The organism is Achromobacter colocynthidis, assembly GCF_057334535.1.
Map to the genome: position 1 here is coordinate 110,371 of NZ_JBHFIZ010000028.1, position 20,504 is coordinate 130,874.

At 59.9% G+C, this 20,504-nt stretch carries 23 protein-coding genes and 1 pseudogene; 11 read left to right on the top strand and 13 right to left on the bottom strand.

Annotated elements, in window-relative coordinates:
- Positions 1 to 154: 154 nt before the first annotated feature.
- Positions 155 to 484: a YciI family protein gene (locus ACE04A_RS12375; RefSeq protein ID WP_259248648.1), complete on the top strand. Its 330-nt coding sequence runs from the start codon at positions 155 to 157 to the stop codon at positions 482 to 484.
- 13 nt (positions 485 to 497) lie between these two features.
- Here the strand turns inward: ACE04A_RS12375 and ACE04A_RS12380 are convergent, their stop codons facing one another.
- The 5 genes from ACE04A_RS12380 to ACE04A_RS12400 form a co-directional block, all read right to left on the bottom strand.
- Positions 498 to 1,124 (bottom strand): PqiC family protein, encoded by a 627-nt coding sequence (locus ACE04A_RS12380; protein WP_448715629.1) that lies wholly within the window; start codon positions 1,122 to 1,124, stop codon positions 498 to 500.
- The gene (locus ACE04A_RS12385) at positions 1,124 to 2,785 is read right to left on the bottom strand and encodes a PqiB family protein (protein ID WP_448715628.1); all 1,662 of its coding nucleotides are present in this window, start codon (positions 2,783 to 2,785) and stop codon (positions 1,124 to 1,126) included. The genes ACE04A_RS12380 and ACE04A_RS12385 overlap by 1 nt, the downstream gene beginning before the upstream one ends.
- A complete protein-coding gene (locus ACE04A_RS12390) occupies positions 2,782 to 3,417 on the bottom strand; it encodes a paraquat-inducible protein A (RefSeq protein WP_259248653.1) in 636 nt (211 codons plus the stop codon). Before ACE04A_RS12390 ends, ACE04A_RS12385 begins: the two co-directional genes overlap by 4 nt.
- A complete protein-coding gene (locus ACE04A_RS12395) occupies positions 3,414 to 3,968 on the bottom strand; it encodes a paraquat-inducible protein A (protein WP_485820167.1) in 555 nt (184 codons plus the stop codon). Before ACE04A_RS12395 ends, ACE04A_RS12390 begins: the two co-directional genes overlap by 4 nt.
- 139 nt (positions 3,969 to 4,107) lie before the next feature.
- On the bottom strand, positions 4,108 to 4,689 hold the full coding sequence (locus ACE04A_RS12400; RefSeq protein ID WP_438857759.1) for a lipid-binding SYLF domain-containing protein: 582 nt from the start codon (positions 4,687 to 4,689) through the stop codon (positions 4,108 to 4,110).
- A 234-nt stretch (positions 4,690 to 4,923) separates the two neighbouring features.
- On the opposite strand from ACE04A_RS12400, the gene ACE04A_RS12405 reads away from it, so the two are divergent.
- The 4 genes from ACE04A_RS12405 (at position 4,924) to ACE04A_RS12420 (ending at position 8,782) form a co-directional block, all read left to right on the top strand.
- Entirely contained in the window at positions 4,924 to 5,295 is a 372-nt protein-coding gene (locus ACE04A_RS12405) for a hypothetical protein (protein ID WP_448715627.1), read from the top strand.
- A 225-nt stretch (positions 5,296 to 5,520) separates the two neighbouring features.
- Positions 5,521 to 6,459, top strand: coding sequence for a helix-turn-helix domain-containing protein (locus ACE04A_RS12410; protein WP_448715659.1), 939 nt, complete (start codon positions 5,521 to 5,523; stop codon positions 6,457 to 6,459).
- 227 nt (positions 6,460 to 6,686) lie between these two features.
- Positions 6,687 to 7,721 carry a DUF1254 domain-containing protein gene (locus ACE04A_RS12415; protein ID WP_448715626.1) on the top strand — a complete coding sequence of 345 codons (1,035 nt, stop codon included), beginning with the start codon at positions 6,687 to 6,689 and terminating at the stop codon, positions 7,719 to 7,721.
- A gap of 32 nt (positions 7,722 to 7,753) precedes the next feature.
- Positions 7,754 to 8,782 (top strand): AraC-like ligand-binding domain-containing protein, encoded by a 1,029-nt coding sequence (locus ACE04A_RS12420; protein WP_259248663.1) that lies wholly within the window; start codon positions 7,754 to 7,756, stop codon positions 8,780 to 8,782.
- Between the two features lie 11 nt (positions 8,783 to 8,793).
- Here the strand turns inward: ACE04A_RS12420 and ACE04A_RS12425 are convergent, their stop codons facing one another.
- The 3 genes from ACE04A_RS12425 to ACE04A_RS12435 form a co-directional block, all read right to left on the bottom strand.
- Positions 8,794 to 9,588, bottom strand: coding sequence for a DUF481 domain-containing protein (locus ACE04A_RS12425; protein ID WP_448715625.1), 795 nt, complete (start codon positions 9,586 to 9,588; stop codon positions 8,794 to 8,796).
- The gene (locus ACE04A_RS12430; RefSeq protein ID WP_448715624.1) at positions 9,585 to 10,343 is read right to left on the bottom strand and encodes an acid phosphatase; all 759 of its coding nucleotides are present in this window, start codon (positions 10,341 to 10,343) and stop codon (positions 9,585 to 9,587) included. The genes ACE04A_RS12425 and ACE04A_RS12430 overlap by 4 nt, the downstream gene beginning before the upstream one ends.
- A gap of 528 nt (positions 10,344 to 10,871) precedes the next feature.
- On the bottom strand, positions 10,872 to 11,765 hold the full coding sequence (locus tag ACE04A_RS12435) for a LysR family transcriptional regulator (protein ID WP_448715623.1): 894 nt from the start codon (positions 11,763 to 11,765) through the stop codon (positions 10,872 to 10,874).
- A 107-nt stretch (positions 11,766 to 11,872) separates the two neighbouring features.
- On the opposite strand from ACE04A_RS12435, the gene ACE04A_RS12440 reads away from it, so the two are divergent.
- Positions 11,873 to 12,766 carry an NmrA/HSCARG family protein gene (locus ACE04A_RS12440; protein ID WP_448715622.1) on the top strand — a complete coding sequence of 298 codons (894 nt, stop codon included), beginning with the start codon at positions 11,873 to 11,875 and terminating at the stop codon, positions 12,764 to 12,766.
- Positions 12,767 to 12,777: 11 nt separating this feature from the next.
- Positions 12,778 to 13,038 (top strand): DUF2798 domain-containing protein, encoded by a 261-nt coding sequence (locus ACE04A_RS12445; protein WP_259248671.1) that lies wholly within the window; start codon positions 12,778 to 12,780, stop codon positions 13,036 to 13,038.
- 89 nt (positions 13,039 to 13,127) lie between these two features.
- Here the strand turns inward: ACE04A_RS12445 and ACE04A_RS12450 are convergent, their stop codons facing one another.
- The gene (locus tag ACE04A_RS12450; protein WP_259248673.1) at positions 13,128 to 13,409 is read right to left on the bottom strand and encodes a hypothetical protein; all 282 of its coding nucleotides are present in this window, start codon (positions 13,407 to 13,409) and stop codon (positions 13,128 to 13,130) included.
- Between the two features lie 262 nt (positions 13,410 to 13,671).
- The gene (locus ACE04A_RS12455) at positions 13,672 to 15,417 is read right to left on the bottom strand and encodes an MFS transporter (protein ID WP_448715620.1); all 1,746 of its coding nucleotides are present in this window, start codon (positions 15,415 to 15,417) and stop codon (positions 13,672 to 13,674) included.
- Positions 15,418 to 15,428: 11 nt separating this feature from the next.
- On the opposite strand from ACE04A_RS12455, the gene ACE04A_RS12460 reads away from it, so the two are divergent.
- The 3 genes from ACE04A_RS12460 to ACE04A_RS12470 all read left to right on the top strand — a co-directional run bounded on the left by ACE04A_RS12460 (position 15,429) and on the right by ACE04A_RS12470 (position 18,302).
- A complete protein-coding gene (locus ACE04A_RS12460) occupies positions 15,429 to 16,172 on the top strand; it encodes an SDR family NAD(P)-dependent oxidoreductase (RefSeq protein WP_448715619.1) in 744 nt (247 codons plus the stop codon).
- A 433-nt stretch (positions 16,173 to 16,605) separates the two neighbouring features.
- Positions 16,606 to 17,679: an NAD(P)/FAD-dependent oxidoreductase gene (locus ACE04A_RS12465; protein WP_448715618.1), complete on the top strand. Its 1,074-nt coding sequence runs from the start codon at positions 16,606 to 16,608 to the stop codon at positions 17,677 to 17,679.
- Positions 17,680 to 17,885: 206 nt separating this feature from the next.
- Complete coding sequence (locus tag ACE04A_RS12470; protein WP_279997147.1) at positions 17,886 to 18,302, top strand: VOC family protein; 417 nt, start codon at positions 17,886 to 17,888, stop codon at positions 18,300 to 18,302.
- Between the two features lie 150 nt (positions 18,303 to 18,452).
- Here ACE04A_RS12470 and ACE04A_RS12475 read toward each other — a convergent pair whose 3' ends face one another.
- Positions 18,453 to 18,932: a hypothetical protein gene (locus ACE04A_RS12475; RefSeq protein WP_485820164.1), complete on the bottom strand. Its 480-nt coding sequence runs from the start codon at positions 18,930 to 18,932 to the stop codon at positions 18,453 to 18,455.
- 143 nt (positions 18,933 to 19,075) lie between these two features.
- Positions 19,076 to 19,726 (bottom strand): imm11 family protein, encoded by a 651-nt coding sequence (locus ACE04A_RS12480; protein ID WP_448715616.1) that lies wholly within the window; start codon positions 19,724 to 19,726, stop codon positions 19,076 to 19,078.
- Positions 19,727 to 19,810: 84 nt separating this feature from the next.
- Here ACE04A_RS12480 and ACE04A_RS12485 point away from each other — a divergent pair.
- Positions 19,811 to 19,911 (top strand): annotated as a pseudogene (locus ACE04A_RS12485) (transposase); the annotation flags it as partial.
- A gap of 174 nt (positions 19,912 to 20,085) precedes the next feature.
- Here the strand turns inward: ACE04A_RS12485 and ACE04A_RS12490 are convergent.
- The coding region (locus ACE04A_RS12490; protein ID WP_485820165.1) for a transposase at positions 20,086 to 20,504 on the bottom strand (419 nt) is incomplete at its 5' end.

Below are 20,504 nucleotides of genomic sequence, written 5' to 3' on the forward strand. Positions count from 1 at the left end.
CAGACCCAGGGGGGAAATTTAGGGGATACCGCGGTTTTTTAACTGTGTCCCCATTCAGCCGACTGCCCAGCTATTTACCCGAAATCACCCCACCTATTCAAGAAAATCCCGACAGGGAATAACCCCAATAGGGAATAACGTCAGGAGGCGATTCATGCCAAAGTTCATCACCATCGGATATGGAGACCAAGCGGGCTATGACCGCACCCCGCTCAGCGTCAGAAACGCCGCGCACGCGCACGACCAGAAACTTCGGGATAAGGGAGTATTGATGGGCATTGCGGGCGCCCCGGTCCAGGTACGCAATACCGAGGCGGTTCGTGTTGAAACGACGAACGAAGCCTATATGCGCTCACCCTTGCCGGTGGCCGGCTTCGCCATCATCGAAGCCGCTGATTTGGCCGAGGCGATCGATCTGGTGTCCAGAACACCCTGCGCCGTTGCCCACGGCGTGGTTGAAGTGTGGCCACTGGAACAGCCATAGCAAGAAGCCGTGCCTACGGCACCGGCGAAAGCCCACATGTCGACTGGCGCGAGGCCGACCATGTCGTCGCGTCATGGCCCACCTGATCGGCCAGCGCGGCAATCAAGCGCTGCTGCGCTTGGACGAGCGCGGGATACCCAGCGGCCGCGGGTTGCTCGAAACGGCCTTGGCAAACCAGCCTGGCGCCAGCAGGGTCACGCGCATCCCCCAGGGTCCAGGCTGCTTCAAGCTGCGCGCGCTTTCCCGGCCAGGCGTCAAGCCGGCGAATCTGCAATTTCACCCTGATCACCTGCACGTCGCCTGGCCATGACAAGCCGGCGACGTCCTGGATGCCCAGGTGATCCAGCAACCGTGCCGACAACGCATTTCGTATTTCGTCGTCCAAGGGCCCCAACCACCGTTCGTCATCCAGGACGGCGAGCATGCCGCTGTCGTCTTGTCTCACGACGAGTTGGGGCTGATTCAGATACTCCGGCACCGCCACGGGCAGCACTTCAACCACCAAGTTTGCCTGTGCCCGCTGAGGCCGGACATCCTCCTGGGCGGGTAGCAAGGTGTAATGGCGAACCGGTGCGGAAGTGGTGCAAGCAGCCAGGCCCAATGTCAGAACGAACAGGCTGAATCGAATGGATCGGATCATCACCGGGGAGTCTCCTTGGTGCTGGCGGGGGGTGCTCCGAGCGCCTCGAACGTGGCGTTCTTGGGGCGGCCTTGCACCATTGCCTCAGGGTATCGGCTCAAAAGGTCGGTCAATGTGCGTACTGAACGAGCGGCGCGCTGAATCTCCTGAAGGGTCTGTCCCAGGCTTTGTCGCAACGTCGCGTCTTCGGCGAGCATGCCGTGGGCGGCGCCTATGGCTTGTTGCGTCTGGCGCAGGGTCTGCGTGGCCTGCGGCAAGACGTGGCTGTTCACCTGCAGCAGCGCTTTATTCAGGTTGGCAAAAGACGCATCCAGATTGCGCCCCATGCTGTCCAGCGGCATCTTGTCAATCTTGCCCACAATGCTGGCGACCCGCTCTTGCAGTTGATCGAAGCTGTCGCTGACGGTGGGTAGCGTCAGCGGACGGCGTTGCGCATCAAAGGCCACCTTTGGCGTATTCGGTATGAAGTCGAGCGCGATGTAAAGCTGGCCTGTCAGCAAGTTTCCCGTTCTTGCCTGCGCCCTCAGGCCGTGGTCCACCATTTCTTGCAGCATATGCGCCAGCCGGTCTTCCTCGGTACCGCCGGAAGTCGGCATTTTTTCCATGATCTCATCCAGCCGCCGCGGATAAATCACGATGCCGACTTGGGATTGAAAGCGACGCCTGACGGGATCGTAATCCGGCTTGATGGAGACGACCTTGCCCAGGTCCATGCCATCGAACTGCACGGGCGCGCCGATGGCCAGCCCCCGCAAGGATTGCTCGAAGACCAGATAGGCGGACTGCGAGGGCCCGTCAGGCGGAGCCAGGGCTGCCTGCTGATCCTTGGCCAATTCAAACGTTGCGTCCGCCGCCGCGGGTTCGCCGGTCAGACCCAGGGCCGCGCCGAAGGAAACGCCCCCAGCCAGAATGGTGGCGATCGACTGCGTTTGCAGCTTGAACCCGTCCGCGCCAAGCGAAACATCAACGCCACTGGCGTTCCAGAAGCGCGTCACCGTGGTGACAAAGCGGTCGTAAGGCGCATTGATGAAGAGCCGCAAGGCGACCGCCTTGCCATCCTCGCCCAACTGATACGACGCAACACGGCCAACCTGAATGCGTCGGTAATAGACGGGGGATCCGACGTCCAACGAGCCGAGATCTTCGGTATGCAGAATGAACGAACGGCCAGGCGTGTCGCCTATGACGGTGGGAGGGCTTTCCAGGCCGGTGAATTCCTTTTCGGGTTCCGTCGATTGCCCGCGATCCACGCCGATGTATGCGCCCGACAGCAGCGTATCCACGCCGGAAACCCCATCGATGCCGATGCGCGGTCGCACCACCCAAAACCGCGAGTCCTGACGCGCCAGGCTCGCCGCATCCTTATCCAGCGACACCGTGGCCACCACCCCGGAACCATCTTCGCTAAGGCCGATTACCGTCACCGTGCCTACGTTCACGTCCTTGTACTTCACAAGGGTCTTGCCCTCTTCGAGACCCGCTGCGGTACGGAACGTGATGTTGATGACTGGGCCTTCTGTCATCCAGGTTTGCACCAGCATGGAAAGGCCGACCAACGCTGCGATCATGGGTACCAGCCAGACCAGCGAGAGCCGCCATTTTCTACGAGGAATCACCGTGGGAACACCAAGCCCTTGAGGGTCCCGGGAGGAATCAATCATTCATCACCACCATTGATTTCACCATCCCAAATATGTCTGGGGTCAAACGACATGGCTGCAAGCATGGTGAAAATGACGACCATGCCGAAGAAAAAGATGCCGACGCGCGGCGATATATCGGTGAGACCTTGGAATTGCACCAACGCAGCCACGACCGCCACCACCACCACATCAAGCATCGACCAGTACCCAACAAACTCAACCAGGCGGTACAACTTGGCGCGCTCTCGCATCGCCCACCGACTACGCCGCTGGGCAGTCGCGAGCAACAGACCAAGAATCAGGAATTTCGCGCAGGGTACCGCCACGCTTGCCGTGAAAATCACGAGCGCGATGCCATAGGAACCAGACGTCCAGAACTCCACGGCGCCTTCCATGATGGTGCTGCTGCTGCCCCTGCCCAGCAAACTGGTGTGCATGACCGGCATCAGGTTGGCGGGGATGTAGCAGATGACGGCCGCCAGAAGCAGCGCCCAGGCGCGAGCAATGGCGTTCGGGCGTCGTTGATGAAGCGCCGAGCCACAGCGCGGACACAGGACGGTGTGTCCGGGCGTGGATCTGTGCTCGCAGACCAAGCCACAGGTGTGGCAACCCACCATCGACAACTCGCTTGCGAATGGCGGCCTGCTCATGCCGCGCGTCCCCTTGGCAATGCCGACGCATCTTCGGTCAGACTCCAAAGCGAAGACAGGTCCCGGTGGGCAATCAGGGTGATCAGCACCATAAGGGTCGCGGTCGCCCAGACACCCGCGCCGAGCGAGACTTCAACCAGACTGATCAGCTTGATGATCGCCACCAGGATCCCCAGGATGCCAACCTCGACCATGCTCCATGGCCGCAAGCGAGCCAGCATCCGCAGGGCGCGGGCAAAGCCTGGGGCACGGCGGCCAACACGCGCGGGTATCAGCACCCAGGAGAGCAGCGAGATCTGTGCAAGCGGCACCAAGATGATCACCAGCGCGGCAACCACCGCAAGCGGCGCCACGCTTCCTTCTGCCAATGCCCAGGCGAATTCCCACAGGGTTGCCTCTCGATGCATGCCATTCAGGCTGATGCGTACTATCGGGCAGACGTTCGCAATCAGAAAGACGACCGCTGTCGTCATGGTCAAGGCCAACCACCCGTCCACATCCCGCGGATTGGCGCGTTCGAGTACGGCTTCGCATCGACTGCATCGCGCCACCTCGCCCGCCGCCAACGTGCTGCGACGGTACACACTGTCGCACTGCTCGCAAGCCACCAAGTGTGGGTAGGTTTTCATATCCTCGGCCGCATCAACCCGGGGGAAATCGGTACCGCGCAGACAGTCCCCCCAAACACTCTCAGGGCCTGATATTGGTAATCTTGGAACCTTCAAGACCCATGCCCGCCATCAATCCCTGGGCACCGAAAGGCACGGCAAAAACGTCCTGCGACAAGGTCGTGGTAGACACCGTTGAAGCCACGGATTTATCCCACGCCACCAAGCTCGGGCCACTTCCCAATGCCCATCCATCGCTCTTCTCAAGATAATTCAGCGACTTCTGGTTCATGAAGAAAAGCGCATAGCCAAAGGTCTGGGCGCCGGCTTGAAGCCCCAAGGACACCGCGGAGATTTCGTAGTAACCGATAGCGTTCTTACCCTTGAACAAGGCGCCTTGCCCATGCTCGCCGCCGACAAGAAAGCCCGCCTTGTATATCTTGGGAAAAACCAGAACGGCCACCGCTTTCTCGCCCAGCTCTTTCGTGCTGGGTTCGACAGCGTAAAGCTGTTGCAGCGCGGTAGCGGAGTCATTGCGGATCGCCAGTGCGGAATCGGCGTAAGCGCTCGTTGGACCGAACGCGCAGACAAACACCAGCGCCGCCGACCGCAGGCAGTGAGCCAGTCGGTGGCCGACAGATTTCATATCTTTGTGACTTGCCATGAACTTGGAAACCCTTGGTTTGGTGATACGTACCGATGCACGAACGCGCCCGCCTCGACGCGCCGTACTGTAGCCGGGCGTATCACGGCAAGCTTGCCATTTGGCGCCATAAAAAGAAGGGGTCGCGATCTTTACCGCACAGGTGAGTGGAAAAGAATGCCGAGTTCGGCCTTTTGGGCCGATGTCGAATGTCGTTCAATGTTCTGCTAGTCAACCGGAAGAATAGGTACAGCCATGAACAGAGTTGAACTGTCGACCATGGGCCTTGGCGCGTCATTGGCCAAACAAGGCCGATCCAGCGCGTCCGATGCCTCGTTCGCTGACACGCTGGAAGAAACCCAGCGCAATATGGACCGATTCAAGACGGGCAAGCCCCCTGCCCCCCTGTCTGCCGCTGAACAAGAGCTGCACGATTTTGTGAGCATGTCCGCCGAAGAGCGCTTTTTTGAAATGACGCTGCGGTCGCTAGGCATCTCAAAAGAAGAATATGAGGCGATGACGCCGGCGGAGAAGGAAGAGATTGCCCGACTTGTGCAAGAGCGCATCACTGAACGCGTTAAAGAGAATGCAAGCAGTGGGCGTGCATCGACTTTCGAGCTTGCCTAGCCCGTAATGCCTTGGGGTACGGCGGGTCTACTTACGTCCCGCAAGATCGCCGCGAATGTCTCATGATTTGCCGCGATCTGTCTCACCAGAAGAACTTTTGCGTGGGTTCGCGAAAGCCCCGATGTAAATTCGGCCAGGAATTCACGTCAAGCGGGTAGTTCTAGTTCTGTGTCTGAAGCCAATTCGCATCCCACGCCATCCATCAAGCTTCGCAGTTTTTTGCAGATGGCGCCCTACCTGGCGAGTCGGGGCGTGTATCCCCTGGAGTTCTTCCAACGCCTGGGCATCTCGCCGAACATATTCCAAAACCCCGATATCTGGCTTCCCCGCACCTCGTGCTTTCGCATTTCAAATGAAATGGCGAACGTGGCGCAGGACCCCTACGCTGGCGCCCATGTGGGCCAGTTGACGGAGCTGCGCTCCCTTGGCGTATGGGGAGACCTGGTCATGGATTCGGTCAACATCGCCCAGGCGTGCGCCCGCGCCGCCACGCACGCGGAGATGCTGCACCAGGGTGGCAAAGTCGACATCGTCACGGAAGGCCGCAGCACCAGGCTGATTCACCACTTCACCGGACGGCTTGACGAGGACCCCAGGCAGTTCATTTTGGGCAGCCTGGCCGTGCTTCGAAAAATTCCGCTGATGGCCGGCAGTGCTTCGGCCATCCGGGTGCACCTGACGGCGACCCGCGCCCGTGGCGACGACGCGCTTGAAGCCTGCCTGGGGCCAAACATCGTGACGGGCGCCGACTACAACATGATCGAGTTTGACCGTGATCTGCTCGACCGCCCGCTGCGCACACTGAAGGACGACGCCAGCAAGATCACCACGGCGTTGCAGTCCACGATAGACACGGCGGGCCTGCTCATCGAGCGCCTATCCGATCAAGACAAGGCCAAGCTCGCTTCGATTTCCAGAGAGATCGGAATGTCGGCGCGCACCCTGCAACGCCGCCTTAAACGCAGCGGCGTCGATTTTGATGCCCTGCACGACGAGACGCGCCGATGCGAGGCGCTTCGGCTGATTGCGCTGCGCAAATACTCCGCCACGGAAATCGCGTACATGGTGGGCTACAGCGACCCCGCGCATTTCACGCGTGCGTTCAAGCGCTGGACGGGGCTGGCTCCCTCACGTTTTCGCGCCGCGCTACGCAATGACGCTTGATCCCGCCAGGGTTGTAGCGGGGGTTGCGAAGGTAGTGGCCGAAGTAGTGGTCGCAGTAGTGGTCGCAGTAGTGGTCGCAGTAGTGGTCAACACCGTCGTTGCAGGGGCGTGATCCCGCCCCGCGTCATTGGCATCAAATGGCAAGCCCGCCGCCCTACGTTCTTGTACAGTCCGGCTCGGCAGCCCCCCCGGCTGTGGCATCAAATCGAAATTATTGAAGGACGTCCATGTCATATCCATCGGCCTTAAGGATCGTCGCGCTGACGATCGCAATGCTTGGCACGGCAAACGCGCAGACTTCCCCGGAGTCGGCAACCATCGTGGGCGTCGATAACTTTGTCCGGGCCGAGACCGATCTCTATATGGCTAAGATCGTGGCCGACGGCAGCTTTGGGCGCTTTGTCCATAGCCGCGAGCCCGCGGCCGTGGATGCGCAGAACGTCATCCGCATGAATCGGGACACGCTGTATTCAGGCGCGGTATTCGATCTGGATGCCGGCGCCGTCACCATCACCTTGCCCGACGCCGGCAAGCGGTTCATGTCGATGCAAGTGGTCAGCCAAGACCACTACGTGCCGGCCGTCTTCTACGGCGCTGGACGTCATACGCTAAGCAAGGAATCGGTCGGCACGCGCTATGTTTTTGTGGCAATACGCACGCTGGTCGACCCCGTCAACCCGAAGGATATCCAGCAGGTACACGCGCTTCAGGATGCCATTTCGGTAAGCCAGGCCCGGGTTGGGGAATTCGTTGTACCCAAGTGGGATCAGGCAAGCCAGAAGAAGGTACGCGATGCCCTGCTGGTGCTGGGCTCGACCATCCCGAACTACAACCAGGCATTCGGCACAAAGGACAAGGTTGACCCCATCCAGCACCTGATCGGTACGGCAACGGGCTGGGGCGGCAACCCGGCCAAGGACGCCACATATCTGGGCTGGACGGCGCCAAACAATGACGGCACGGGCGTGTATCGGCTTGAAGTCGGCCACGTACCGGTCAAGAGCTTCTGGTCCGTTAGCGTGTACAACGCCGACGGCTACTTCCAGAAGAATCCCTATGACGCTTACTCGCTGAATAGCCTGACCGCCGTTAAAAGCGCCGACGGCTCGATAGTCATCCAGTACGGCGGCTGCGACGGCAAGATTGCAAACTGCCTGCCCATCATGCCCGGCTGGAACACCACGATCAGGCTTTATCAGCCTGAAGAACAGATTCTTGACGGCAGTTGGCGCTTTCCCGAACCCCAGCGCGTTGCGCAATAGCGCTGGGCAAGCACTCAGGGTAAAACGTCGGCATGACCCTCGCAGAAACGTTCATCTCCACTGACGCCATCGAGCCCTCGCTACGCAACGAGTACTGGCGCGAGGTCACTCGACCTTTCTGCGACACCACACCGCTATCCACCGCCAAGCAAGCCCTACTAGAGGGCACCATGCGGATCCGCCATCTAGGCGGCTTGACGCTGGGCGCAACGACCTTCAACGCGCAGCACTACAAGCGCGACCCCGCCACCATTGCTCGCAGCGGGCTGGATCATTATCTGGTCCATGTGGTGGTTGCGGGTTCCATACACGGTGATTTTGACAAGCGTGACGTCGTGGCGGGGGCTGGGGGAATCTGCTTCATTGATCTGGCCCGCCCCTATCAATGCCAGGTGGATGCCGGCGAACGCCTGGCCATGACGATTCCGCGCGCCAGCATCGACAAGGTGCTGGGCGCTCGCGATATTCACGGTCTGGTCCTGGATGCGCACAAGCCGATGACGAGTCTGCTTCGAGACTACCTCTGCGGCTTCCATGCAGTGTCGGGGCAACTATCGGCAAGCGAAGACGTCGCCGCGCTGGAGGCCCTGACCGCCCTGCTTTCCGCAGGACTGGTGAACGCGGCGCCCCTTCAGAGTGGACCGGAATCCGTGTTGGGCCAGGCGTTGCGCGCGCGCGTCCTTGCCTATATCGAACGTCACCTGGCGCAGCCCGAGCTAGGCCCCGCTCTGCTCATGCAACGGTTCAGGGTGTCGCGCGCCCATCTATACCGTGTCTTTTCCGAGCTGGGCGGTATCGCCCACGTCATCAAGACCAAACGCCTGGACGCGGCCTATGCCCGCATTGTCGACCCCCGCCTTGCCAGGCATTCGGTGAGCCAGGTGGCCGCGTATTTTGGTTTCCAAGACATGACCCGCTTCCGCAAGGCGTTCATCGCGCGTTTTGGCGTGGCGCCTGACGAAGCCCGGGAACGATGCCGCCACGCCGCTTCTCCCATCGACAGCAACAACGTCTTGTCGAGCCACTTCTCCGCGCACAGCCCTGCGCCGCGCGCGAAATAAGCCGCGCGCATTCAGAACTGGTAGGACAGCCCCAGGATGGGTCCCTGCTGAACAACGTTGTAGACGAAGCCGTTCCGATTGAAGTTGACGCCAAGCGCCCGATAGCCCAGTACCGCCGAGAAATTCGACTTGAACTGATAAGCAAGCGCCGCCGTAGCGTCCCAGTCAAGCTTGGCCTGCCCCGCGCCAACCACACCCCAACCGGTCAGATTCCAGTGTTCACTCAGCGCGTACTGGCCGCGCAAACCCGCCACCGCATCGATCCACGTCGCGCTGTCGCGCTCGCCCCGGCCATCCAGCGCGCCGCCCTTCAACGAGAGCTTGGTGCTGGCGTGCCAGAGCCGCCCGCCGCCAATCACGTCCAGATGGCCCTTGTCGCTTTCCAGCACCTCGTACCCCGCGCCAAAGAACCCGGAGAACGATGTGCTGGCGATGTCGACGCGCCTGGTGAGACGGCCAAAGGGCGTATTTCCCCGCGCCGACAGCTCCGTAACCATCACATCGCCAACCAGGCTGAAGCGCTGGTAGCGCGCCTCGATAGCGCCCATGAAAGCCAAGTCCAAGTCGCTGACGATGTCGCTGAAACTGGAATCAATCTTGGCTGCAGGTTGCCCGAACTGGCCAACCTTGCCCGAGATTCCGGACGCCCATAGGTAGGGGCTTGCCGTGACACGCCACTGGGCGGGCGACGAGTCCGGCTGCTTGCTCATCAAGGGGCTGACCGGCAGGCTGCTATCGGCAAGCGCAACGCGGCACATCCCAAACGCCATGCTCAGGGCAATCAGAGAATGAGCAACCCGTTTCATGGCTCCCCCGCGCAGTCCGTGCCGGGGCCGGAATGCCCGGCCTTCGCCGCTTGCACTTCCTTGCGCGCGGCATTCAGGTCGGCGATGAATTCGGGGTTGTTTTGCAGCACGGCAACGGTTGCCGCGCCCATCGTGCGCCCCGCGTCCACATCGCTTTGCCAATGCGCGTTGCAGATGACGCGGCTTTGCCCGAATTCCAGTCCGCGCCGGAACAGAAGGTCGGCACGCTCGGGGTTGATCTGGGCCAGCACCAGCGCCCAGGCCCAACCCGCCGCCGTGTGGCCCGAAGGGTAAGAGCCATCCGTGCGCAGCAAGGATTCCTGCTCGGGAAAACACGTGCCTTCGTTGTGGACGACAAACGGACGAACGCGGTTGTAGGTGTTCTTGACACCGTAAGTGGACAGCCCCGCGTCGGTCAGCACCTTCTGCATCAACGTATACAGATGCGGCGTATGCGCTTCGCTGATATCGACGCCCATGGCGCATGAGAAATTCTTGGCGGGTTGCGGAAATTGCAGGTCCGCATCCAGGCGCGCCAGCTTCGCACGCGCGGACCCTCGCAACGGAACCGCCGCCGCCCTCGCCTCTTCGTCGCGCGCCAAGGCGGCGCTGTTCGCGGCAGGCGGCGGACCAAGCAATTCCAGGCTGTTGGGTAAGCTTTCTTTGGGCAGATAGCCGGGAGCCAGCTGAAAATTCGGATCCGTGACCGCTGGATCTGACGCATTGTCCGCCGCAATCGCCAACGCGTTGCTCATGCCGATAGAAACGAAAAGAACGCTGATTGCCTTGCGACGTAGCTTGGAATGCATGGGTGATGGATACCGTCAGTCGAATTGCCGAACGCTTAACGCCAAACGCGGGTCTTGATGGACCAAGCGAGGCATTGAAAGCGTTGGGGAATGTACACCGATGGAACCAGCGGGTAGCGGGAAAACAGGCGCCTGAGACAGGACGTGGTGATTAATGGGACGTGGTGATCACACGGGAGAATCACCCCGTCCCCTAGGGCTATCGCTGCACCAAAAATCCACGCAGCAACAGGTCCAACGCGGCAACCCCTTGCGCCACGCGCCATCGAGGTCGCCACTGTGCTCTATGTGGGCGCTTTCAATATCGGGATTGCGTTGGGATCGTGGAGCGGCGGCCAAGTCGTGGATGGATTCGGTCTCACCGCCAATCTTTGGCTGGCAGGTGGGTTCTTGGCCACGGCGTTATTGCTGACCTTGGGCGTTGGCCTGCGTGATCGGCGCAGGCATGACGCACTGCGATCGGTGCCGACCAACCTATAGATGATCCAGCTTCAATCGTGTCGCCAGATAATCAACAAAAGCGCGCACCTTGGCGGGCGGCAGCCTGTTCTCTTGCCAGAGTGCATGGATAGGCACCGGTTTGGGCTCGAAGTCCTCAAGTATGGTTTCCACCTGCCCCGTGTCCAAAAGATGCCTGATCTGCCACATCGGCGAATAACCGATGCCCAGCCCGGCGCTTGCCGCGGAATAGATCGCCGCCATCGTATTCGTGCGAAATGGCCCACGGACCCCGACATTGCGCGGCTTCCCGTCGATTTGAAAAGCCCACTGCCCGGGACGCTGATCGACAGTCCTGACAAGACAGGCGTGCTGGCGCAAGTCCGAAGGATGCACCGGGCGGCCATGCTGTTCGAAATAGGACGGCGCGCCAAACACGACCCTGCGTAGCGCCCCCAGCCGTTTCCCTTGCAAGCCGGAATCGGGCAGGTCGCCGATCCGAACAACCAGATCCAGGCCCGCGCCAGACAAATCCACAAAAGCATCCGTCAATTGCAGATCCACCTCGACCTGCGGATACGCGCGCATGTATTCCGCGATGATCGGAACCAGGAAGTCGGGGCCGAACAGGATGGGGGCCCCCACGCGCAATGTGCCTGACGGCGCCGTGCGGCGATCGGCCACTTCCAGCCGAGCCTCGCCTATTTCCTCCAGCGCCGGCTTCACCCGGCGAAAAAATGTCTCGCCGGCTTCGCTTAGCGCGACATGCCGCGTGGTGCGGTGAACAAGCTGAACGCCCACGTCCTCCTCCAGCGCGGCAAGGGAACGACTAACGGCCTGTAGCGTGCGATTGAGGCGGCGCGCCGCCTTCGTCAGGCTTCCCGCTTCGGCAATATGGATGAAGGCTTCAAGGTCTTCGAGGCGGCTCATATTTCTCTCGGATATCGTGATTCAGCTTCAGTTTTTTGAAGCATTGTTCCACTACACGCGAGAAATTACACTGCTTTCACTCATTCACCTATCCGCAGGAGAAGCCGGTGGAATGCACGCAACCCGTCGTGTTGGTCGTAGGGGCCACAGGCAAATTCGCACGCATGATCGTCCCGGAATTAAGGCGGCGCAACGTCGTGGTCCGCGCGCTGGTCCGCGACGAGGCAGGCGCAGCGGTCGCCCGCTCGCTGGGCGTGACAGAGATCGCCCTGGGAGACCTTCGCGATACCGAGAGCCTTACCAGGGCCATGCCGGGCGTGGACGGCATCTTCCATATTGGCCCCGCCTTTACGTCCGACGAAGCGGCAATGGGTGTCGCCCTGGTCGAAGCGGCGCAGCAGAGCTCGGTACGGAAGTTCGTGTTTTCGTCGGTCATCCAGCCGACCAACACGCGCTTGGCGAATCACGCCAGCAAGATACCGGTAGAAAACGCGCTCTACTCGTCCCGGCTGGAATATACGATCCTGCACCCCGCCAACTTCATGCAGAACATAGGCTTGGCCTGGCCGTCGATCCGCGACCATGCCTGCTTCGGCGAACCCTTTCCCAAGAACACAAGAATCGCTCGCGTGGACTATCGCGATGTCGCGGAGATTGCCGCCGTCGCCTTGACCGACGACAGGCTGGCCTACGCGACCTTGGAGCTATGCGCCGGCATGTTCAGCCGCATGGACATCGTGGCCACCCTGTCGGAAGCGTTGGGATATCCGGTCGCGGCGCTACAGCCTGGTTTCAGTGAGTGGGCAGCGCATGCGCGGCTTCCTTATGGCGAAGACCAACTGCTTCTGCTGGCTAAAGTGTTCGACCACTATCAGGCCGTTGGACTGGGGGGAAACAGTCTTGCGCTGCGGGCTGCGCTGGGGCGAGAACCGCGTTCATTGCGCGAATACATCAAAGACCTGATCGCCGAGAAAGAACCGGCGATCGGCAATCGGACATAAGGAATACGGATATGCCTAAAAATTCGCCAAGAGCGATCTTCAGAAAACTTCCGCAGAGCTATGCCCGCTTCTTGATGCCATTGATTCTTTCCGTGTTCATGTCGGCCATCGTCTCAGCGGTAGCGACCGCCACAAGCGTGGGCTTGGGCCGGGGGTTCATCACCACGTGGCCCAACGCCTGGGCGGCCTCGTGGGTCGTGGCGTTTCCCAGTCTTTTGCTTTTATTGCCCGTCGTGCGTCGGATGGTGGCTTGGATGGTGGTGCAGCCGTAGCTGGGTTTTGGGTGGCATGGCGCTGCAGCGTGCGTGCCGCAAGTGATTACCACCGAACAAGTCCCGCAGCTTCAGGCTCTGATCCCCGTTCAGGCGGCCAGGAAGCGAAGGACCTCGGCCCAATCGTTCGTCGACAGGACGACGTCCTCATCTTCCTCGTCGTAGCGCGAAACACAGAAGCGTTGGCTCCGGCCGGATTCGCGGTCGGCGTAGTTGGCGTAGTCGACATACACCTTCAAACCGCGCTCCGCGTTCTCGAATGAAGGCGCGGCATCGATGTAGCTCGATGCGTCGACATACCCTTCGGGTAGGGTCGGCAGGGTTGTTATGTCGTAGTCGGGAAATTCACGACGTAGTCGTTCAAGGTTCATAAGGGAAGCATGTAGAGGCTGGAAGCCTGGCATTTTACGTTGCTTAGCGTCGTCCGTCGCCACAGTGTCCCCCAAATAGAGTTTGGGTTAGTTCTGCGCGGATTTGCGCCATGCCATGCAAAGAGACTCGCAAGCCAAGCTCAATGAAATTGCTGGAGCCCTGAACGAGCGTCCGGGGAAGACCCTTAGCTACAAGGCAGTGTTCATCACAGAGTGTTCTCTTGGAAGCATGCATCCACGATGCAAAAGGATTCTCGATTTTTCATTTTTCCTGGCGTTTCCAACTTAGTGCGGCGGCCAGCGCCAGGGACGCGCCTATCGCCAATGAAGCCACCGCAAATCCAAGCTGCACGTCCTGAGCGCTTGCCCCATCAGGCGCGATCGCGATGAATAGACCGCCGAACAAGGCGACGCTTACGGCGGCGCTGATCTGCAAGGTGGCGTTTACCAAGCCCGAGGCCAGCCCGGCCCAGCGTGTTTCCACATGGTCCACGTTCAAGCGCACCAGCGCAGGAAGAGCGATGCCTTGCCCGGCGCCAATCAGAAACAAGGGCAACGCCAGCCACGACGACGCACCGGCCAGCGCCAGCGCTGCGACCATGACCAGACCGAGCACCTCCAGAGCCATGCCAAACCCGGCGGTGCGTGAACCCATTCGCCGAGCGATGTGCGGGCTGCACAGTGGGCCCAGGAAAAATCCGATGCCCAGCGGCAGGATGGCCAGGCCGGCCGTCAATGCATCGTGGCCCAGGCCGGTGTGTTCGTACACCGCGAACACCAGGAAGAATGCGGCAAGCGCATAGAAGAAGAACGTTGATGCCAAACTGCGTCGCAACCCACGCACGGCCAGAAGCGATGGCAGAACCAGCGGAGTTCTGCCGGCGCTCTCCTCTGCCTTTTCGTACTGCCAGAAAAGCCATAGCAACGGCATGCTCAACGCCAGCGGCACGATGCACCACCACGGCCAGTGATGTTGCTGCCCTTCGATAAGCGGAACCACGAGCGCCAGCAAGCCAATCGCCAGCAGCACCGCCCCCGGCACGTCCAAGCGTGGCGAACGTTCGGCGCGACTTTCACGCAGCAACATCATTGCAGCCGGAATGGCAAGGATGATGATGGGAAGGTTGATCAAAAAGACGCTGCGCCACCCCAGCCCCCACGGGCTGGTCGAAACCAGCACACCGCCGAGCAATTGACCGCCCACCGAGGCCAAGCCGAAGGTTGCGCCATATCGACTCAGCGCGCGATTCTTCTCGCTTGCCGGAAAGATGGCGTGTATTGATGCCAATGATTGCGGCGCCATGATCGCTGCGGATATCCCTTGCAGCAGCCGGCCGGCGACAAGCAAGCCCGGCGACGGCGCCAGTCCGCACAACGCCGACGCGACGCCAAAGCCGAGCATGCCGGCGATAAACACCCGCTTGCGGCCATAAAGATCACCCAGACGACCGCCCAAGATCAGCGTGACGGCATAGGCAGCGGCGTACACCGAGATCACCAACTGCGAGACGTCGGACGACGCTTGCAGGTCCGTCCGTATGGCAGGTAGCGCCACGTTGACGATGAAGAAGTCCAAAGGTGGCAGGAGCGTGCCAGTCAAGAGGACGGCCAAGGCGAGCCAGCGACGGGGGTCAGGGGCTGCCGTCCCAACGTTCCTCGCAGCGGCGCGTTCGGATGACGCAAACGCGGCTTCGAGCGCTCCTGCGGGCCGGGTTTCAGTATTCATATCTTGAGGCTCCAAATCAGACGTGCCTGGGCGTGGGCGCACAGCCGGTTCGCAAGGACATTCGTCACGGAGCGCATGATGATCCAAACAATGTTGTTCGACCACTGACATCAATGCATATTTCACGTACATTTTTGTACGTACGAGATAGACATGGAATAGAACGACGTACGCATCTTCCTGGTGGTCGCTCGCAGCGGATTCTTCGGCGAAGCCGCCCAGGCGCTGGCGGAGTCCATGGAGGATTCCGCGCGCGGTATATAAACCCCTTTTCAACTTCATTTGATTTCTCTATGCCTAAACCACAGCGCGTTGCTCTCGTCACAGGGTCGACTTCAGGCATTGGAAATGCGATAGCGCGCCGGCTATCCCAGGATGGCTATGCTGTCGTTTTGCATTCGCGTAGCTCTGTGGATGCAGGCATCTCCATGGCGCGTGAGCTGGGGCTGGCTGCTTATGTGCAGGCAGACCTCGCTGTCGATGCAGACCGGATAAGGCTGGTGCAAGAAGCTGTCGCGCAATGGGGTCGTTTGGACGTGGTCGTGAACAATGCAGGAATCAGCCGCGTGGTTCCCCATGCCGATATGGAAGCCGCCACCCCTGACATTTGGCGCGAGCTGTACGAGGTCAATGTCATTGCGCCGTTTCGTATCGTTGCGGAAGCGCAGGCCGCACTGCGGGCGTCTGCCGCTGATGGCGTGCCTGCTTGCGTGATTAACGTGAGCTCGCATGCGGGCGTTCGTCCCAAAGGGGCTTCCATCCCTTATGCCGCGACAAAGGCGGCGCTGAATCATGTCACGCGCTTGCTCGCGGTCTCACTTGCCCCTGATATCCGTGTGAATGCCGTCGCCCCTGGGCTTGTGGATACGCCGTTGACCGCTGACTGGACGCAGGCTCAGCAGTTGTGGCGAGAGCGCGCGCCGATGCGGCGGGCGGCGAGCCCGGCCGATATTGCACAAGCGGTATCCATGCTGATTGAATCCAACTATTTGACCGGCGAGATCTTGCTTTCCGATGGCGGATTGAATCTCACATAACGCGGAACGAAGCGGCGGAACGAAGCGCAATGCGGGCCTCCACGCGTTCGTTTTTTTAGGCGCAGTGGAAGAGACATGCCTTATCTGATACGTGGTTTTTTTGTCCAAACTGCGCTGGTCAGAAAAGACAGACAAATCGAACAGTTCAACAGTTTGTATGGCGCTTGACGGTAAACTTTGACCGTCTAGTTGTAGCATCAGCGCTTTGAGGAAATGATGAATTTCTGGGTCCCTGTAGTCTTTGGTACGTTCAAGCTCCTCGTGTTGGGCACGGGCATGTATCTCGCCATCAAGTCCCATTACGATGGAGAAAAAAAGGAGAAGAAGGAGAAGGAGAAGGAGAAGGAGATGAAAGCCCCGTAGTGAGCTTCACGAATACATGTTTCCACCCCTGTGTACCCGCTAGCCCCAGATCCACGGAAAGGACGTTGACGTGGAAAATGATCTGACCAAACGAGTCGTTGTCATCGGTGCCGGCATCGTAGGCGCGTCACTGGCGTATCACTTGGCAGCTAAAGGCGCGAAGGTCACCGTGGTTGAGGCGGAAGGCATCGCCTCAGGTGTGACGGGAACCTCGTTCGCATGGATCAACGCCTCGCACCACGAATCCGACCCAATCGCACCATTACGCGGCACCGCAATCGAAGCGTACCGTCGCCTTGAAACGCAGCTTCCTGGCCTGAAGGTTCGATGGACCGGCGCTTTATCCTACAGCGCGAGCTCAAGCGAATTGCCGCCGGGATCGGATAACCAGGTTTCGAAAACCGTGGTGTCCCGATCGCGGATTATCGACCTTGAGCCGAAACTCAAGCACCCTCCGCAATCTGCTTCCTACGCCGCCGATGAAGGGGCGCTGGATGCGGTGGAGGCAACGCATGCGTTGATCGCAGGAGCCCGGGCGAATGGGGCCAGGATTTTCACCCAGACACGCGTTCTCGGCTTCCAAAACCAAGGTGCAGCCGTGACGGGAGTTAAAACCGCCATCGGCATCATTGAGGCCGATATTGTCGTACTGGCCGCCGGTACAGGCACCGCGAAGCTGACAGAGATGCTTGAAGCGCCTGTTCCGATAGAAGCGTCTCCTGCGATTTTCATTCGCTATAAGGCACCCCTCAACCTCGTCCAAACCCTGATCTCCAGCTCGGAAATGGAAGTCAGGCAAAGCTCGGACGGCGCGTTGCTGGCGGCAGAAGATTACTTGGACGACGCTTTGGAAAACCAGCCAGCAGCGATAGCGCTACGAACGGCTAAGGCGATTCAGAACGAACTCCATGGTGTTGCTCACCTAGCTACGGAAGTGGCCTGCGTCGGATTCAGGCCCATACCTGCCGATGGCATCCCTATCATTGGTTACTTACCCAAAATCGCCGGCGTATACGTTTGCGCAATGCACCCCGGCGTTACGTTGGCGGCCATAGTCGGCCATCTAGCCAGCGAGGAAATCATGGACGGCGAACAGTCATGCGCCCTTGATTCATGCCGCCCCAAGCGATTCTTCCAAGCGTAGGAATTCGAAGATGGCAGCCATCGTCAAAACCGCCGTAGTCCACGGCTCTGTGAGCGGTTGATCGTGCGATGCCTGCGTTAGTACGAGGCCGACCCAGAAGAAGTAGCTGGGCAGAGGGATAACGGATAGATAGTTGGACATCCGCGACTCCCCTCGCTACTGAGAGACGGCCGAGATAAACTCGCAACTCAAACGGAGGCACGAACATGAAGCCACGAGTTACCGTTATCACTCTAGGCGTTGAAGATCTTGACGTGTCGTTGAGCTTCTACCGGGATGGGTTAGGCCTTTCTACCGACGGCATCGTAGGCACGGAATTCGAGCACGGCGCCGTTGTGTTTTTAGATTTGCAGTCCGGCCTGCGTTTGGCGCTCTGGCCGCGGAGGAGCATTTCTCACGACACAGGATTGACGACAGCGCCGTTCAATCCGACCCAGATGACGCTTGGCCACAATGTCTCATCAAAAGTCGAAGTTGACACTGTCATGGCTCAGGCCGGTGCGGCGGGGGCAACGATCGTCAAGCCACCGCACGACACGTTCTGGGGTGGTTACTCGGGGTACTTTCAGGACCCCGACGGACATCTCTGGGAAATTGTCTGGAATCCGCAGTGGCTAGAGTGAAAGCTGATCGGCCGCAAGCAACACCACGCGCAGCCGGCCACCGTCGGCGGTTGCACAGTCCAACCAAGCTTCCTGAGCAGGAATATCGTCGTGGGTATATGCCTTTAGATCGGGCGGCATATGGGGCTGCGTAGGCTGTTGCATACGACGTTACGCCAGTAGCGCCGCCGTGGCGCGGCCCGCAATCATGTCTTCGAACAGGGCCGCGAGATTCGGGGCGATGTCGCGGGTGTCCTCGAACTCCGGCTCGATGCCGTGCACGATGCGGCCCGAGTCGCGGTCTATCGCCAGGAATTCGTAATCTCCAGCAACGCTCATGTAGATCGGCGTGTGCTGTTGCCAGAAGTCAAAGACCGCCTGCCGGCCGGCGTCGTCCAGCGCGGCCTCCAGGCTGATATCGCGCAGGGTGTGCCAGGGAAAGGCGCTGTCCGCCGTGCAGTCATGGTCGGCTGCGCTCAGGAACCAGCGTGTCTGGTTCGCGTTGTGCAATTCGGTGAATGACGCCAGGAAAGCGCCATAGCCGTACGCTTCGCCCGGCGCGGCCGCTGGCGTCAAGGTGGGCGTGGTCCGCAGCACCGTCCAGCCATGAGCGGCGAGATGATCCAGGAAGCGTTGTGGCTGCGATGTCATGTCGGATTCCTCGGATGGGGTATCTATGATTTTGCAGTCTGACACCATAGATGAAAAGCGAGCATTCGCGTCACCGCACCGACATCCGAGCGTGGCCGCTTGGGGTCCCGATGCGGCCATAACCCTCCCCTCCCGTATCAGCTCTAAATATCGGCCACATCGCGCAGCCGTACGCCGGAGAAGTTGGCCGCACTCAATGCATCAAACATCGCGCGGTCGCAGATGGGAGGTGCTCCCAAGCGATCCTGGCGGAAGATATGGGCATCTCCCACAACGTCCTGTTTGAACACCAAGCTGGCTCCGCCAACGAGGCTATAAAGCTTCTCGTCCTCGCCAGTCTGATAATTGTGGTCGAGCTTGATCCTCACGCGAGAAGCGGCTTCATCCAGGGCATCGAGTGTGCGCAGCACATTGCCTAGGTAGTATTGAGGGGCGGGGCTGCCGTCAGCAAGGCTGAAGTCGCATGCCACAAATGCAAACGCCTCGGCGTCCAATTGCTCAAACAGTTGCTTCAACGGCTCCGACACAATCCATATGCCAGCGAGCTCTTCCAGATCGCGTGGCATTCCGCCCTTCTCCGGTACATGAACCAGGTGCGGACGCTCCGGATACTGATCTGGCATTCCATTAGGACGCGAGACGACATTCATCCCCGGATCGATCAGCTTCGGTTCGTTGGCGATTTCTATGCCGGGAACCCTGCCGTTTCCCAAGAAGCTGGCGTCGATCAGGAAAAATTTGCCCTTATGAGACGCGGCTTCGGCTGAAACTTCAATGGTGGTGGGTTCGGTCACGGTGGCTTCCATCTTGGGTGCAGGGGCAGAACGGGAATGCAGTTGAGCCGATGCTAACGGGGCGAAACTGATACCCATGTTGTTGATTGCAAGAAAGGTATTGTGCTGCTACCGCGCCGTTGGGTGGTCGAGCGCAGTTTCGGTTGGACAATCGCTTCAGGCGTTTGACGCGGGACTACGAACGCTTGCCGGAAGCGGACGGCTACCAAGGTCTGCAACCGGCCGATTCTGTTGAAAAACTCGATTGCTCGTCGCGATTGGTCGCGCTTACAAGGCCGATGACTTGGCGGCTTTCGCCATTTTTTCGATTGGAACCGGGTACTGATGCCCGGTTGCCTTGTTAATCGGTGGGTTTCGCCTCAACTGGGCGCACCTGTGCCCTGAACCGGTGGTCCCGGAGAGGTAAGCATCGCAAGACGACGTAGGTTCTGAACGGCTGCTGCAAGCGTGAATTCGTCTGCTGCACCAGTAAGTCCGCGCAACCGCAAGCGGTCGATCTTCAAAATACGTTTGAGGTGTGCAAACAGCACCTCGACTTTCTTTCGTTCGTGACGTGAGCGCTGGTATTGCACGGTGGCGCCGATACGCCTGGCTACATCGCGTGCATCCTCGTGAATGCTGCGAGCGATCTTGCGCATCGGCGTATTGGGGCAGCATTGCGGCTTCATCGCGCACTTACCGCAGTCCGTTTTGCTGGCTCGGTAGATTACGGTGCCCGCCTTGGTGACGTGAGTGCGTTCGATCTTGAACATGCGCCGCTCGCTGCGCAGTGCATGCC

What these genes read in the sequence shown, in the direction of transcription:
- ACE04A_RS12460 (WP_448715619.1), top strand. Translation starts at nt 15,429, where the DNA reads ATGCCTAAACCACAGCGCGTTGCTCTCGTCACAGGGTCGACTTCAGGC.
- ACE04A_RS12385 (WP_448715628.1), bottom strand. Translation starts at nt 2,785, where the DNA reads ATGATTGATTCCTCCCGGGACCCTCAAGGGCTTGGTGTTCCCACGGTG.
- ACE04A_RS12450 (WP_259248673.1), bottom strand. Translation starts at nt 13,409, where the DNA reads ATGAACCTTGAACGACTACGTCGTGAATTTCCCGACTACGACATAACA.
- ACE04A_RS12425 (WP_448715625.1), bottom strand. Translation starts at nt 9,588, where the DNA reads ATGAAACGGGTTGCTCATTCTCTGATTGCCCTGAGCATGGCGTTTGGG.
- ACE04A_RS12470 (WP_279997147.1), top strand. Translation starts at nt 17,886, where the DNA reads ATGAAGCCACGAGTTACCGTTATCACTCTAGGCGTTGAAGATCTTGAC.
- ACE04A_RS12400 (WP_438857759.1), bottom strand. Translation starts at nt 4,689, where the DNA reads ATGGCAAGTCACAAAGATATGAAATCTGTCGGCCACCGACTGGCTCAC.
- ACE04A_RS12415 (WP_448715626.1), top strand. Translation starts at nt 6,687, where the DNA reads ATGTCATATCCATCGGCCTTAAGGATCGTCGCGCTGACGATCGCAATG.
- ACE04A_RS12475 (WP_485820164.1), bottom strand. Translation starts at nt 18,932, where the DNA reads ATGACATCGCAGCCACAACGCTTCCTGGATCATCTCGCCGCTCATGGC.
- ACE04A_RS12390 (WP_259248653.1), bottom strand. Translation starts at nt 3,417, where the DNA reads ATGAGCAGGCCGCCATTCGCAAGCGAGTTGTCGATGGTGGGTTGCCAC.
- ACE04A_RS12420 (WP_259248663.1), top strand. Translation starts at nt 7,754, where the DNA reads ATGACCCTCGCAGAAACGTTCATCTCCACTGACGCCATCGAGCCCTCG.
- ACE04A_RS12455 (WP_448715620.1), bottom strand. Translation starts at nt 15,417, where the DNA reads ATGAAGTTGAAAAGGGGTTTATATACCGCGCGCGGAATCCTCCATGGA.
- ACE04A_RS12430 (WP_448715624.1), bottom strand. Translation starts at nt 10,343, where the DNA reads ATGAGCAACGCGTTGGCGATTGCGGCGGACAATGCGTCAGATCCAGCG.
- ACE04A_RS12375 (WP_259248648.1), top strand. Translation starts at nt 155, where the DNA reads ATGCCAAAGTTCATCACCATCGGATATGGAGACCAAGCGGGCTATGAC.
- ACE04A_RS12435 (WP_448715623.1), bottom strand. Translation starts at nt 11,765, where the DNA reads ATGAGCCGCCTCGAAGACCTTGAAGCCTTCATCCATATTGCCGAAGCG.
- ACE04A_RS12405 (WP_448715627.1), top strand. Translation starts at nt 4,924, where the DNA reads ATGAACAGAGTTGAACTGTCGACCATGGGCCTTGGCGCGTCATTGGCC.
- ACE04A_RS12445 (WP_259248671.1), top strand. Translation starts at nt 12,778, where the DNA reads ATGCCTAAAAATTCGCCAAGAGCGATCTTCAGAAAACTTCCGCAGAGC.
- ACE04A_RS12410 (WP_448715659.1), top strand. Translation starts at nt 5,521, where the DNA reads ATGGCGCCCTACCTGGCGAGTCGGGGCGTGTATCCCCTGGAGTTCTTC.
- ACE04A_RS12380 (WP_448715629.1), bottom strand. Translation starts at nt 1,124, where the DNA reads ATGATCCGATCCATTCGATTCAGCCTGTTCGTTCTGACATTGGGCCTG.